We start from the raw sequence: 12,928 nt of genomic DNA on the forward strand, positions 1-12,928 counted from the left end.
ATGCATGACAACGGCGTACGCTGGTGACGTAACTTGCAATGACTATACCGGCGCCCCGCGGGCACGCAAGCACCGGCCGGGAGAGCCCTGTTTTCCATGGCGGCCAAGGGCCTTTGGGCCCCGGCCCTGCGGCGGGGCGGCGCCTGTGCGGCGGCCCGCCGGGCGCTCAGCGCCGCAGCGATGCGAGGAGGGCGGCGAACACGATCAGGCCCCCGCCCAGCAAGGTGCGCGGCTGCAGCTGCGCGGCCGACAGCAGCACCGAGGACACGCTGGCGAACACCACCTCCGACAGCAGGATCACCGCCGTGGTGCCCGCCGCCAGCCGCGACGCCCCGTACTGCAGCGCCCCGTTGCCCAGCCACAGCGCCACCGCGAGCAGGGCGGCCGTGGCGATCCAGGTGGCGTTCACCGGGGGAAACGGCTCCACCACGCCGGCCTGCAGCCCGATGCAGGCCACCACCAGCGCCATCAGCATGCAGCCGCCGAACATGACGAACATGCGCGCCTGTCCCGGCACCGCATGCAGCCGCCGCAGCGTGACGTTGGTCAGCGCGAAGAAAAAGCCGCCCGCCAGCGCCAGCCCGTCGGCGAGCGACAGGTTCTGCAGCAGCCGGGACGGCGAGGTGCCCTCGGGCACCAGCACCAGCACCACGCCGGTGAAGGCCAGCGCCAGCCGCAGCAGCGCCATGGGCGTGGGCCGCTCGCCCAGCACCCGCCAGGCCAGCAGCAGGCCCCAGACCGGCATCAGATAGAACAGCAGGACCACGCGCACCACGTCGCCCACGGTCACCGCCCAGTTGAAGGCCACGTTGTTCAGCCCCGAGCTCAGGGCCAGTAGCCACAGCTGCGGGTGCTGGCGCACCTGCGCCCACAGGCCCGGCCGCAGCGCCAGCAGGCCGGCCAGGATGGCGCTGTACATCACGGCGGTCGCCCACAGCGGGTGCAGCCCCGCCCCGTGCATCACCCGGAACGGCCACCATGCCAGGCCCCAAACGAAGGCATTGAACAGCAGGGCGAAATAGGGCAGCGGCGATGGCATGGAGCGTCGTGGTGCGGCAGGGGTGCCTCCGCTTCGCAGTCGGATGGGCACGGAAAAAGAGGGGCCGCAGCATCGGCATGATTTTCTGCCCTCGGATGAAGGCAGTTCCATGTCCGGCTGTGGTTAAGTTGTACTTTCCATTGCGCAGGCCGGCAGGCGGCCGCGCGTGGCGCCCGGAGCGCGCCGCGGCGGCCGGCGGCGGTCAGTGGTGGTGATCGTGCCGCGCCAGGTGCAGCAGGTGGTCCACCTCTTCGCGGTAGCGCACGCAGTTGTGCTGGTGCCAGCGGCGGATCAGCCACATCACCCCGGCCACCACGAGGCCGAACGCGGTGATGGCGCCGAACACCGACAGCCCCATCTTGAGCGACAGGCTGTAGAACGCGCCCAGCGCCAGGATGCAGGCCTGCTCGTTGAAATTCTGCACCGCGATGGAGCGGCCCGCGCCCATGAGGTTGTGGCCCCGGTGCTGCAGCAGCGCGTTCATCGGCACCACCAGGTAGCCGCCCAGGCCGCCCAGCAGGATGAGGAAGGGAATGGCGACCCAGATGCTCTTGATGAACACCATCAGCACCAGCAGCAGGCCCATGGCGATGCCCAGCGGGATCACCTTGGTGGCCATGTCCAGCCGCATGCGCATGGAGGCCACCACCGCGCCCACGGCCGTGCCGATGGCCACCACCCCGGTGAGGGCCGAGGCCTGCGTGGTGTTGTAGGAGAGCGCGGCCGCGGCCCAGGCCAGCACGATGAACTTGAGGTTGCCGCCCGCACCCCAGAAGAGGGTGGTGGTGGACAGCGAGATCTGGCCCAGCTTGTCGCGCCACAGACGGTTGTTGCAGGCCCAGAAGTCCGGCAGCATCGCCAGCGGATTGGAGGGCAGCGGGCGCATCTCCACGCCGGTGTGGGGAATGCGGGTATTGAACCACGCGGCCACCAGGTACAGCGTGATCAGCGCGGCGATGGCGGCCTCGGCCGCGGTGTCCACGCCGGTGTCCACGAAGGGCAGGTCCACCGACAGCAGCAGGCCGGCGATGGCGGGCCCCACGAGCTGGCCGCCCAGCAGCACGCCCAGGATGATGGAGGCGATGGTCAACCCCTCGATCCACCCGTTGGCCTTGACCAGCTGCGAGGCCGGCAGCAGTTCGGTGAGGATGCCGTACTTGGCGGGCGAGTAGGCCGCAGCGCCCAGGCCGACCACGGCGTAGGCGATCAGCGGGTGCGAGCCGAACAGCATCATGAGGCAGCCCACGACCTTGATCGCGTTGCTGAAGAACATGACCTTGCCCTTGGGCATCGCATCAGCGAAGGCGCCCACGAACGGCGCCAGCACCACGTAGAACAGCGCGAACATCGGCACGAGCGCCGCACGCTGCCATTCCGGCGACCCGTTGGTGCGCAGCAATTCCACGGCGGCCACGAAAAGTGCGTTGTCGGCCAGCGAGCTGAAAAACTGCGCCGACATGATGGTGTAGAAACCGCGCTTCATCGAATGGCTGTTGGGTGCATCAGTTCGCCTGATGCCCTGTTAAATATCGGAACCCGCTGCAAGTGACTGGCGGTTATATCACGCGGTTTCTAGAGGGCGATGCCAGAATTCCTTCCTTTTCGCTCCGCAGATCCACCCCATGCCGCGTCCCATCCAAGCCACCATCCACACTGCTGCACTGCAACACAATCTCGAGCGCGCCCGCGCCAGTGCGCCGGACGCCCTGGCCTGGGCGGTGGTGAAGGCCAATGCCTACGGCCACGGCATCGAGCGCGTGTTCGAGGGGCTGCGCGCGGCCGACGGCTTCGCGCTGCTGGACCTGTCCGAGGCCGAGCGCCTGCGCGCCCTGGGCTGGCGCGGCCCCATCCTGCTGCTGGAGGGCGTGTTCGAGCCGCGCGACCTGGAGCTGTGCTCGCGCCTGGGGCTGTGGCACGCGGTGCATTGCGACGAGCAGATCGACTGGCTGGCCGCCCACAAGACGCAGGCGCCGCACCGCGTCTTCCTCAAGATGAACACGGGCATGAACCGCCTGGGCTTCACGCCCGAGCGCTACCGCTCGGCCTGGGCGCGGCTCAATGCGCTCACGCAGGTGGACGAGATCTCATCCATGACCCACTTCAGCGACGCCGATGGCCCCCGCGGCATCGCGCACCAGATGCAGGCCTTCCAGGCCGCCACGCAGGACCTGCCCGGCGAGAAGAGCGTGTGCAACAGCGCGGCCACCCTGCGCCATGCGGTCGATGCGCGCGTGCGCGGCGACTGGATCCGCGCCGGCATCGTGCTCTACGGCGGGGCGCCGGACTACCCCGAGCACGACGCCGCCCACTGGAACCTGCAGCCGTCGATGACGTTGTCGGCCCGCGTGATCGCGGTGCAGCACGTGCAGGCCGGCGACACGGTGGGCTACGGCTCCGCCTTCACGGCCGACGCCCCGCTCACCATCGGCGTGCTGGCCTGCGGCTATGCCGACGGCTACCCGCGCCACGCCGGCACCGGCACGCCCGTGCTGGTGAACGGGGTGCGCACGCGCGTGGTGGGCCGGGTGAGCATGGACATGATCACGGTGGACCTCTCCCCCGTGATCGCGGCGGGCGTGGAGGCGGGCTTCGGCGCCGAGGCCACGATGTGGGGGCGCGCCGCCAGCGGTGCCGTGCTGTCGATCGACGAGGTGGCGCATGCCGCCGGCACGGTGAGCTGGGAGCTGATGTGCGCCCTGGCCCCGCGCGTGCCGGTGGCGGTGGCCTGATGCGCCCGGGGCAGCGCGCGCCGGCCGCCCGATCCGGCAAGGGCTCGACCTGGCGGCGGGTGCAGGCGCCCGACCGCGAACTGGTGCACACCCTGCGCCAGCGCCACCGGCTGCACGTGCACGGCTGGTGCATCGGCGCCTTCATGATGGCGTTGATGTGGGCCACCTCGCACACCCAGAAGGTGATGGGCGTGGACTCGCTCGCGCTGCGCTACGGCATCACGCTGGGCGTGGGCTACGTCGCCTACCTGCTGGTGCTGCGGGCCTGGGCGGCCTGGCTGGTGCGGCCGCCCCGCCAGCGGGACGACAGTGGGTGGACCGACGGCATCGACCTGCCGTCCGACATCGACCTGCCGACCGGCAGCACGCGGGTGCCCGTGCCGCGCAGCGGGGGCGGCGGCGACTTCGGTGGCGGTGGGGCGAGCGGCGATTTCGGCGAGGGCGTGGGGAGCGGCCTGGGCGAGGGTTTGAGCGACGTGGCCGGCGGGGCGCTGGAGGCCGCCAGCGGTGCGGACGAGGGCGCGGTGGTGATCGTGCCCGTGGTGGCCATCTTCCTCATCGGCGCGGCCATCGTGCTGGGCGCGGGAGCGCTCGCGCTGCTGTACTTCGGCTTCGATGTGCTGCTGGCCGTGGCGGTGGAACTGGCGTTCTCGTACGCCACCGCGCGCGCCGCGATGGGCGTGGAGCGGGCCGGCTGGCTCTCGGCCGCGGTGCGGCTGACCTGGAAGCCGCTGCTCGGCGCACTGCTGTGCGCGGTGGTGCTGGGCGCGGCCATCGACCGCTTCGTGCCGCAGGCCAACTCCCTGCCCGAAGCCGTGCGCCTGCTGCGCGCGCGCTGAAGCCCGCGGGGGCCGGGTTCTACTTCGGCGCGTGCAGCAGCCGCAGGAACGCCTGGGCCGGCGGGCTCAGCGGCCGGTCGGCCCGCACCAGGCTGCCGTAGGCCTCCAGCGTGTGCTGGAAGCGGTAGGGCAGCACGTGCAGCAGGCCGTGCTCTGCATCGCGCTGCGCCACGGCCTCCGGGATCACCCCGATCAGTTCGGAGCGCCGCACCAGGTTGATGGTGGTGAGGATGGAGCCGGTCTCGATCAGCCCCTGCGGCAGCGCCGCGCCGTGGTCCTTGAACTCCTGCGCGATCAGGTCGCGCATGGGGCTGCCGGCCGGCTGCAGCACCCACGAAAAATCGAGCAGCGCCGCGAAGCCCACGCGCGCCTTGCCCGCCAGGGGATGGCCGTTGCGCACCACCACCGCCAGACCTTCGCCGTCGATGGGCTGGAAGGTGCAGTCCCGGCCCGAATCGCCGGAACGCCGGCCCACCACCACTTCGAGCACGCCCTCGCGCAGCTGCGCCAGCAGCCGGTCGCTCGTGTCCACGGCGATCTCCAGCGCCAGCAGCGGGAACACCGCCTTCAGCCCGAGCAGCGCGTCGGTCAGCCGGCCCGGCGAGGCCGCCATGATGCTGCCGACCGACAGCTTGCCCGCGCTGCCCAGCCGCATCTCGCTGAGCTCGCGGTTCAGCGCTTCCATGCTGCCGCGGATGCTGCGAAAGTAGCCGGTCACCCGCTCGCCCGCGGCGTTCAGCCGCAGGCCGCGGCCCACCCGGTCGAACAGCGGCTGGCCGAGGGCGGCCTCCAGTTCGTGGAGCATCTTGGTTGCGGCCGGCTGGCTCAGGCCCAGCGCGCCCGCGGCCGCGCGCAGTGTGCGGTGCTCGGCGATGGCCAGCATCAGCGCGACCTGCCGCATGCGCAGCCGATTGAGCAGCTGCGGGGTGCTTTCCTGCGGATCGATGGAGCCCATGGATGGCCAGTGGTGTGAGGTTTGGAAGGCAACGGGCCGGGCCCTGAATTTACCCGGCCCAGCGGCCTGCATAACGTTAGAACCACAAAGTCGTTCGCCGCGCGGAGGGCCGCGGGCATAGTGGCCGCACTCTTCGTTGCTTCAGGGCCTTTGCACCATGCGCTTTTCGCTTTCCCTCGCGGCCACCCTGGCCGCTGCCGCCTTCACCGTGGCCACACCGCTGGCCGCGCAGGCCGCCACCTTCCGCTTCGCCCGCTCGGCCGACGTGTCCTCGTGGGACATCCACGCGCAGAACGTGGGCGTGAACAACGCGCTGCATTCGGCCGTGTACGAAACGCTGGTCGAATACAACAGCAAGACCTTCAAGCCCGAGCCGCAGCTGGCCACCGCCTGGAAGCGGGTCAGCCCCACGCAGCTGCGCATCACGCTGCGCCAGGGCGTGAAGTTCAGCGACGGCTCCGCCCTCACGGCCGACGACGTGAAGTTCTCGCTGGAGCGCGCCAAGGCCAAGACCTCCAACTACGCCGTGTACACGCAGGGCATCGACCGCGTGGACGTGGTGGACGCGAACACCGTGGACATCTTCTCCGAGGTGCCCAACCCGGTGCTGGTCAACCAGCTGACCGAGCTGCGCATCATGAGCAAGCCTTGGGCCGAGAAGAACAACGCCACGGCGCCGAAGGACATCAAGACCAGCGACGAGCCCTACACCCACCGCAACACGCTGGGCACGGGCCCGTTCGTGCTCAAGTCCTGGGCGCCCGACCAGCGCCTGGTGCTGGCGGCCAATCCCCACTGGTGGGGCAAGGGCCAATTCGGCGGCAACGTGACCGACGTGGTCTACACGCCCATCAAGTCCGATGCCACGCGCACGGCTGCGCTGCTGTCGGGCGAGGTGGACTTCGTGCTCGACCCCAGCCTGCAGGACGTGCCGCGCATCCGCCAGCAGCCGCAACTGAAGGTGCTGGACGGCGCCGAGAACCGCACCATCTTCCTGGGCCTGGACCAGTTCCGCGACGAGTTGCAGAACTCCAGCGTGAAGGGCAAGAACCCGCTCAAGGACGTGCGCGTGCGCAAAGCGCTCTACCAGGCCATCGACATCAACGCCATCCAGCGCGTGGTGCTGCGTGGCCTGGCCCAGCCCACCGGCGCGATCATCGCGCGGCAGGTGAACGGCTGGACCCCGAAGGCCGACGTGCGCTGGCCCTACGACCCCGCCGCCGCGCAGAAGCTGCTGGCCGAGGCCGGCTACCCGCAGGGCTTCGAGGTGGACTTCGCCTGCAGCGCGGGCCGCTACATCAACGACGAGCAGCTGTGCCAGGCCATCACCGCCCAGTGGGCCAAGGTGGGCGTGAAAGCCAGGCTGCGCTCGCTGCCGTTCGCCACCTACTTCCCGATGATCCAGCGCAACGAGGCCAGCATCTACCTGCTGGGCTGGGGCGTGCCGACGTTCGATGCGTTCTATTCGCTGCAGTCGCTGATCCGCTCGCCCGGTGCCGGCGGCGACGGCAACTTCAACCTGGGCCGCTTCAGCGACCCGCAGCAGGACGCGCTGATCGAGCGCATCAAGAAGGAAACCGACGCTGCCACGCGCAACAGCCTGATCGAGCAGGCGCTGGTGCAGGACCACCAGCTCATCTCGCACATCCCGCTGTACAACCAAGTCATCCCCTGGGCGGCCTCGCAAAAGGTGGAGATCATCCACCGCGCGGACAACCGCATCGACTGGCGCCTGCTGAAGGTCAACTGAGCCGCCAGGCCATATCGTTGCCGGTCATCGCGCCCGGCCTTCACGAACCGCCCCGCGGGCCGCCCGGCCCCGGGGCTTTTTCTGGAGGGGCGCCGCCTCGCGCGGCACCCGTCCCCCCGCAGGACATCAATCCAACGACCGCTGCACCGCCGGCCGCGCCGCCACGCGCTGCGCGTGCGCATGCACCTTGGGGAACCGGGCGATGTCCACGCCATCGCTTTGCAGCCATCCACCGATGGTGAACAGGTAGCCGTCGCTCACCGAATAGGCGTCGCCCAGCACCCACGGCCCCTGCAGCTGCTGCTCGATCAGCGCGAAGCATTCGGTCATGTTGGCGCCGACCTTGCGCTGCATCGCGGCGATGGCCTCGGGCTCGTCGGCCCAGCGGTTGGCGCGGGGCCGGTGGGCATGGGCCACGTGCACGGTGGAGGCGAAGTAGCTGTTGAACTCCTGCATCCGCGCGAACCCGTGGGGATCGGTGGGCGCCAGCCGCGCCTCAGGGAACCGCTGGGCCACATAGGCCAGCAGCGCGGGCGTCTCGGTCAGCACGCCCTGCTCGGTGACCAGGGCCGGCACGCGGCCCTTGGGGTTGATGGCCAGGTACTCGGGCGTGCGCTGCTGCTGCGCCTTGAAGTCCATGCGCTCCAGCGCGTGATCGGCGCCGGCTTCGTTCAGCGCGATGCGAACGGCCTGCGCGCAGGTGCCGGGGGCGTAGTAGAGGGTCAGCGAGGCCATGGGGGCTCCAGTGGGGTTGGCGATGGGAAAAGGAACGGCCGCCGCCTGTGGACTGGTGTTTCCAAGCCAAAAACCGCAGGAGGGCAATAAGTACTAGGGCGTCTTGCTATGGTTTTTGATGTGCCCGTCCGTGCGCATCAGTGCAGGCCACGCACCCGCGCCATCAGCCGCACCAGGCCCAGCAGGGCGTCGGTGTGCGGCGTGGGCACGGCGGTGAGGCGGCCCAGCTCGTGCACCGCGCCCACCAGGGCGTCGATCTCCAGCGGCTTGCCGGCCTCCACGTCCTGCAGCATCGAGGTCTTGAACGCGCCCAGCTTGCGGGTGACGGCGTGGCGGTCTTCGGGCTGCTGGTCGATCGGCAGGCCCAGCCGTTCGCCGATGGCCTTGGCCTCGAGCATCACGTCGGAGATGAAGGTGCGCACCAGGTCGTCGTCGAGGATGCGGTCGGTGGTGGCACCGGTGAGCGCGCTGATGGGGTTGACCGTCAGGTTGCCCCAGAGCTTGAACCACACGTCCTGCTGGATGCGGGAGGACACTTCGGCCTCGATGCCGCCGCGCCGCAGCGTGTCGGCCAGTGCCTGCAGCCGCGGCGTGGGCTCGCCGGCGGGCTCGCCCAGGATGAGCCGGTTGCCGAAGTGGTGGCGCACCACCCCGGGCGCATCGAGCGAGCAACTGGTGTGGACCACGCCGCCGATCACCTGGCCGGCCGGCACAGCACGCGCCATGGCGCCCGAGGGGTCGACCGACTGCAGCGCCCGGCCTTGTACGGGGCCGCCGCAGCCGTCGAGGAACCACCACGGCACGCCGTTCATGGCCGTGAGCACCAGCGTGTGGGGGCCGATCAGCGGCGCGATGCGCGCGGCCACGTCGGGCAGGGCCGGCGCCTTGACGGCCAGCACCACCAGGTCCTGCACGCCCAGGGCGGCGGGGTCGTCGTGCGCGCGCACCGGCGTGGCGTGCACCGAACCATCGGGTTGAACGAGGCGCAGGCCTTGCGCATCAAGGGCCTGCCGCGTGGCGCCGCGGGCCACCATGGCGACCTCGCAGCCCGCGCGCGACAGCGCCACGGCGAGCCAGCCGCCGATGGCGCCCGCGCCATAGATACATGCCTTCATCTAAACATCCGCCTCTGCATGGACCGGCCGAACGGCCGCGAAGCGGTGGATGTTAAGCGCTCCCCGCGGCGTGCGCCGGGGGCGGAGGCAGGGGCGCGGTCAGCGCGCGATCACTTGGCGTCGCTGGCCGGCTCGGAGGCCGCGGTGGCCGGCGCCGGCGTGCTGCCGCCGAACACGGCGCCGCCGGCCGAGGCGGAGGAAGACGGGGTGGAGGACATGCCGGCGTCCGACGCTGGCGTGGCCGGCATGGCAGGGGCGGGGGTGGCGGGGGGCGTCGGCGCCGGGGTGGTGACGGGTGCCGTGTTGGTGGGCGTGTCGGCCGGCTTGTTGCGGTCGCAGGCGGTGAGCGCCAGGGCGGACACGACGATCAGCGGGGCGGCGGCGAGCCAGCGGCGGGAAGGGGTGGCCGAAGCGTTCATGGTGGTTGGGGTCATGGGTGGTATCTCCTTGAATGAATGGCGTGCGGCGGACTGCCGCTGGAACGGGCATGCTAGGCAGGCTCCAGGAAGCGCGGGGTAGGATAGGGTTGACATCGCAATTGCTTACTTTCAGGCCGCGCACCCCCGCTGGCGCCCGGCTTGGGGCCGCTGCGGGCCGGCCTGCCGCCGGGCATGCCGCCCCGCTGCGATCCACCCTGCTGCCCCGTTTCCCGATTCCTGCCATGGCCAAAGAAAAAACCCTCTTCACCTGCTCCGAGTGCGGCGGCACCAGCCCGCGCTGGCTGGGCAAATGCCCGGCCTGCGGTGCCTGGAACACCCTGGTCGAAACCGTGGCCGAGGCCGGCCCGGGCAAGAACCGCCTCAGCGCGCCGCAGTTTTCGGGCCTGGCGCAGGCCCAGGCGGTGATGCCGCTGGCCGCCATCGAGGCGACCGACATCGCCCGCACGCCGAGCGGCATCGACGAGCTGGACCGGGTGCTGGGCGGCGGCATCGTGGAGGGCGGCGTGGTGCTGATCGGCGGCGACCCGGGCATCGGCAAGTCCACGCTGCTGCTGCAGGCGCTGGATGCGCTGCAGCGCGTGGGCCTGCCCACGCTGTACGTGACGGGCGAGGAAAGCGGCGCGCAGGTGGCGCTGCGCTCGCGCCGCCTGGGCCTGGACCACAGCCAGGTGAACGTGCTGGCCGAGATCCAGCTGGAGAAGATTCTCGCCACCATCGATGCCACCCAGCCGGCCGTGGCGGTGATCGACTCGATCCAGACGGTGTACTCCGACCAGCTCACGAGCGCGCCCGGGTCGGTGGCCCAGGTGCGCGAGTGCGCGGCGCATCTCACGCGGGCGGCCAAGGCCTCGGGCGTGACCATCATCCTCGTGGGCCACGTCACCAAGGAGGGGGCGCTCGCCGGCCCGCGCGTGCTGGAGCACATGGTCGATACGGTGCTGTACTTCGAAGGCGACACGCACAGCCAGTTCCGCCTGGTGCGCGCCATCAAGAACCGCTTCGGCGCGGTCAACGAGATCGGCGTGTTCGCCATGACGGAAAAGGGCCTCAAGGGCGTGACCAACCCGAGCGCCATCTTCCTGAGCCAGCACAGCGAGCCCGTGCCCGGCAGCTGCGTGCTGGTCACGCTGGAGGGCACGCGGCCCATGCTGGTGGAGATCCAGGCGCTGGTGGACGAGGGCGGCCCCAGCCCGCGCCGGCTGTCGGTGGGGCTGGACCGCGACCGCCTGGCCATGCTGCTGGCGGTGCTGCACCGGCACGCCGGCGTGGCCTGCATGGACCAGGACGTGTTCGTGAACGCGGTGGGCGGCGTGCGCATCAGCGAGCCCGCGGCCGACCTGGCGGTGATGCTGTCCATCACCTCCAGCCTGCGCGGCAAGCCACTGCCCAAAGGGTTCATCGCCTTCGGCGAAGTGGGCCTGGCCGGCGAGGTGCGCCCGGCCCCGCGCGGGCAGGAGCGGCTCAAGGAGGCGGCCAAGCTGGGCTTCAGCGTGGCCGTGGTGCCCAAGGCCAATGCGCCCAAGAAGCCCATCGAGGGCATCACCATCCATGCGGTGGAGCGGGTGGAGGAGGCGATGGAGGTGGTGCGCGGCATGGGCTGAAGGCGTCCGGCCGGGCGGCGATGCCGCGCCTACGCACCATCCACACCCGGCCCCGGCGGCCGCCATAGGACAATCTCGCCCCATGAATCTGCGCAACCTCTTCATTCCCGTCGGCATCGCGGTGCTGGTCTTCGCGGCCCACCGCTCCTATGGCTGGCAGGGCGTCATGGCGGTCGGGGGCGGGCTCGTGATGTGGGCGCTGCTGCATTTCACCCGGCTCATGAACGTCATGCGCAAGGCGGCCGACCGGCCCATCGGCCACGTGGGCAGCGCCGTCATGCTCAATGCCAAGCTGCGCAAGGGGGTCAATCTCATGCACGTGGTGGCCATGACGCGCTCGCTGGGCGAGCCGCTGTCGGCCGACGGCGAGGAGCCCGAGCGCTACCGCTGGACCGACGGCACGCAGTCGCACGTGACGTGCGAATTCCGGGCCGGCAAGCTGGTGGAATGGGCGCTCGTGCGGCCCGTGCCGCAGGAGGATGTGCCCCAGGCGCCGGCGGATGTGGCGGCCCCTGCCCGCGCAGACTCGTAAAATCGCGGGTTTTGCGACTTCCAGCAATTCCAAAGGAACCCCATGAGTCCCGTAGCTCCCTCGATGGCCGACCGTGACGGCAAGATATGGATGGACGGCCAGATGGTCGATTGGCGCGACGCCAAGATCCATGTGCTGACCCACACGCTGCACTACGGCTGCGGCGCCTTCGAAGGCGTGCGTGCCTACAAGACGGCCGACGGCACGGCGATCTTCCGCCTCGAGGAGCACACCGAGCGCCTGTTCAACAGCGCCAAGATCCTGCGCATGACCATTCCGTTCACCCGCGACGAGGTGAACGAGGCCCAGAAGGCCGTGGTGCGCGAGAACCAGCTCGAATCGTGCTACCTGCGCCCGCTGACCTGGATCGGCTCGCAGAAGCTGGGCGTGTCCCCCAAGGGCAACCAGATCCACCTGATGGTGGCGGCCTGGGCCTGGGGCGCCTACCTGGGCGAAGAGGGCATGAAGCGCGGCATCCGCGTCAAGACCAGCAGCTACACGCGCCACCACGTCAACATCACCATGACGCAGGCCAAGGCGGTGAGCAACTACACCAACTCGATCCTGGCCAACATGGAGGCCCTGGACGACGGCTATGACGAGGCCCTGCTGCTGGACGCCTCCGGCTTCGTGTCCGAGGGCGCGGGCGAGAATGTCTTCATCATCAAGAACGGTGTGGTGTACACGCCCGACCTGTCGGCCGGCGCGCTCAACGGCATCACGCGCAACACCATCGTCCACATCTGCAAGGACCTGGGCCTGGAGCTGGTGCAAAAGCGCATCACCCGCGACGAGGTGTACATCGCCGACGAGGCCTTCTTCACCGGCACCGCCGCCGAAGTGACGCCCATCCGCGAACTCGACCGCCTCGCCATCGGCAGCGGCTCGCGCGGCCCGATCACCGAAAAGATCCAGAGCGCCTTCTTCGACATCGTGAACGGCCGCAACCCCCAATACGCCCACTGGCTCACCAAGGTCTGAAGAACATGTCGCAAGCCATCGTCGAACTGGTCGCCAAAGACCTCAACCCCCAGGGCGGCGTCTTCTGCCCCAGCCCCAAGGCGGACATGAAAATCTGGAACACCCACCCCAAGGTGTACTTGGACGTCGCCCACACGGGCGAGGCCAAGTGCCCCTATTGCGGCACGGTGTACCGCCTGAAGGCGGGAGAACGCGTCCACTCCGGCCACTGA

13 protein-coding genes are annotated in these 12,928 nt (G+C 70.0%); 7 read left to right on the plus strand and 6 right to left on the minus strand.

Translation table 11 applies throughout. The features are described from left to right. Window positions 1–166: 166 nt before the first annotated feature. On the minus strand, window positions 167–1,039 hold the full coding sequence (locus AVKW3434_RS10260; RefSeq protein ID WP_284405757.1) for a DMT family transporter: 873 nt from the start codon (window positions 1,037–1,039) through the stop codon (window positions 167–169). Between the two features lie 202 nt (window positions 1,040–1,241). Then, a complete protein-coding gene (gene lplT, locus AVKW3434_RS10265) occupies window positions 1,242–2,522 on the minus strand; it encodes a lysophospholipid transporter LplT (protein ID WP_272565936.1) in 1,281 nt (426 codons plus the stop codon). A gap of 139 nt (window positions 2,523–2,661) precedes the next feature. Between lplT and alr the strand changes: the two genes are divergently transcribed. Both alr and AVKW3434_RS10275 read left to right on the plus strand, forming a co-directional pair. Next, window positions 2,662–3,768 carry an alanine racemase gene (alr, locus tag AVKW3434_RS10270; protein WP_284405758.1) on the plus strand — a complete coding sequence of 369 codons (1,107 nt, stop codon included), beginning with the start codon at window positions 2,662–2,664 and terminating at the stop codon, window positions 3,766–3,768. Continuing rightward, a complete protein-coding gene (locus AVKW3434_RS10275; protein WP_284405783.1) occupies window positions 3,768–4,607 on the plus strand; it encodes a hypothetical protein in 840 nt (279 codons plus the stop codon). The genes alr and AVKW3434_RS10275 overlap by 1 nt, the downstream gene beginning before the upstream one ends. Before the next feature lie 19 nt (window positions 4,608–4,626). Here the strand turns inward: AVKW3434_RS10275 and AVKW3434_RS10280 are convergent, their stop codons facing one another. Then, window positions 4,627–5,562, minus strand: a complete 936-nt coding sequence (locus AVKW3434_RS10280) for a LysR family transcriptional regulator (RefSeq protein ID WP_284394646.1) — start codon at window positions 5,560–5,562, stop codon at window positions 4,627–4,629. A 157-nt stretch (window positions 5,563–5,719) separates the two neighbouring features. Between AVKW3434_RS10280 and AVKW3434_RS10285 the strand changes: the two genes are divergently transcribed. Further along, window positions 5,720–7,312, plus strand: coding sequence for an ABC transporter substrate-binding protein (locus AVKW3434_RS10285; RefSeq protein ID WP_284405759.1), 1,593 nt, complete (start codon window positions 5,720–5,722; stop codon window positions 7,310–7,312). A gap of 126 nt (window positions 7,313–7,438) precedes the next feature. Here AVKW3434_RS10285 and AVKW3434_RS10290 read toward each other — a convergent pair whose 3' ends face one another. From AVKW3434_RS10290 to AVKW3434_RS10300, 3 genes are all read right to left on the minus strand, one after another. Continuing rightward, the gene (locus tag AVKW3434_RS10290; RefSeq protein WP_284405760.1) at window positions 7,439–8,047 is read right to left on the minus strand and encodes a glutathione S-transferase family protein; all 609 of its coding nucleotides are present in this window, start codon (window positions 8,045–8,047) and stop codon (window positions 7,439–7,441) included. A 137-nt stretch (window positions 8,048–8,184) separates the two neighbouring features. Then, window positions 8,185–9,162 (minus strand): 2-dehydropantoate 2-reductase, encoded by a 978-nt coding sequence (locus AVKW3434_RS10295; protein WP_284405761.1) that lies wholly within the window; start codon window positions 9,160–9,162, stop codon window positions 8,185–8,187. Between the two features lie 110 nt (window positions 9,163–9,272). Beyond that, window positions 9,273–9,596, minus strand: coding sequence for a hypothetical protein (locus AVKW3434_RS10300; RefSeq protein WP_284405762.1), 324 nt, complete (start codon window positions 9,594–9,596; stop codon window positions 9,273–9,275). 227 nt (window positions 9,597–9,823) lie between these two features. Between AVKW3434_RS10300 and radA the strand changes: the two genes are divergently transcribed. The 4 genes from radA (at window position 9,824) to AVKW3434_RS10320 (ending at window position 12,928) form a co-directional block, all read left to right on the plus strand. Next, entirely contained in the window at window positions 9,824–11,203 is a 1,380-nt protein-coding gene (gene radA / locus AVKW3434_RS10305; protein WP_272565927.1) for a DNA repair protein RadA, read from the plus strand. A gap of 82 nt (window positions 11,204–11,285) precedes the next feature. Beyond that, window positions 11,286–11,735, plus strand: a complete 450-nt coding sequence (locus AVKW3434_RS10310; RefSeq protein ID WP_284405763.1) for a glycerate kinase — start codon at window positions 11,286–11,288, stop codon at window positions 11,733–11,735. A 42-nt stretch (window positions 11,736–11,777) separates the two neighbouring features. Beyond that, window positions 11,778–12,716: a branched-chain amino acid transaminase gene (locus AVKW3434_RS10315; protein WP_272565924.1), complete on the plus strand. Its 939-nt coding sequence runs from the start codon at window positions 11,778–11,780 to the stop codon at window positions 12,714–12,716. A 5-nt stretch (window positions 12,717–12,721) separates the two neighbouring features. Beyond that, a complete protein-coding gene (locus AVKW3434_RS10320; protein ID WP_272549760.1) occupies window positions 12,722–12,928 on the plus strand; it encodes a zinc-finger domain-containing protein in 207 nt (68 codons plus the stop codon).

It is taken from the genome of Acidovorax sp. SUPP3434 (assembly GCF_030159015.1).
Lineage (GTDB): Bacteria > Pseudomonadota > Gammaproteobacteria > Burkholderiales > Burkholderiaceae_C > Paracidovorax.

Coding starts and splice junctions, on each gene's coding strand:
- AVKW3434_RS10260 (WP_284405757.1), bottom strand. CDS start 1,039: ATGCCATCGCCGCTGCCCTATTTCGCCCTGCTGTTCAATGCCTTCGTT.
- lplT (WP_272565936.1), bottom strand. CDS start 2,522: ATGAAGCGCGGTTTCTACACCATCATGTCGGCGCAGTTTTTCAGCTCG.
- alr (WP_284405758.1), top strand. CDS start 2,662: ATGCCGCGTCCCATCCAAGCCACCATCCACACTGCTGCACTGCAACAC.
- AVKW3434_RS10275 (WP_284405783.1), top strand. CDS start 3,768: ATGCGCCCGGGGCAGCGCGCGCCGGCCGCCCGATCCGGCAAGGGCTCG.
- AVKW3434_RS10280 (WP_284394646.1), bottom strand. CDS start 5,562: ATGGGCTCCATCGATCCGCAGGAAAGCACCCCGCAGCTGCTCAATCGG.
- AVKW3434_RS10285 (WP_284405759.1), top strand. CDS start 5,720: ATGCGCTTTTCGCTTTCCCTCGCGGCCACCCTGGCCGCTGCCGCCTTC.
- AVKW3434_RS10290 (WP_284405760.1), bottom strand. CDS start 8,047: ATGGCCTCGCTGACCCTCTACTACGCCCCCGGCACCTGCGCGCAGGCC.
- AVKW3434_RS10295 (WP_284405761.1), bottom strand. CDS start 9,162: ATGAAGGCATGTATCTATGGCGCGGGCGCCATCGGCGGCTGGCTCGCC.
- AVKW3434_RS10300 (WP_284405762.1), bottom strand. CDS start 9,596: ATGACCCCAACCACCATGAACGCTTCGGCCACCCCTTCCCGCCGCTGG.
- radA (WP_272565927.1), top strand. CDS start 9,824: ATGGCCAAAGAAAAAACCCTCTTCACCTGCTCCGAGTGCGGCGGCACC.
- AVKW3434_RS10310 (WP_284405763.1), top strand. CDS start 11,286: ATGAATCTGCGCAACCTCTTCATTCCCGTCGGCATCGCGGTGCTGGTC.
- AVKW3434_RS10315 (WP_272565924.1), top strand. CDS start 11,778: ATGAGTCCCGTAGCTCCCTCGATGGCCGACCGTGACGGCAAGATATGG.
- AVKW3434_RS10320 (WP_272549760.1), top strand. CDS start 12,722: ATGTCGCAAGCCATCGTCGAACTGGTCGCCAAAGACCTCAACCCCCAG.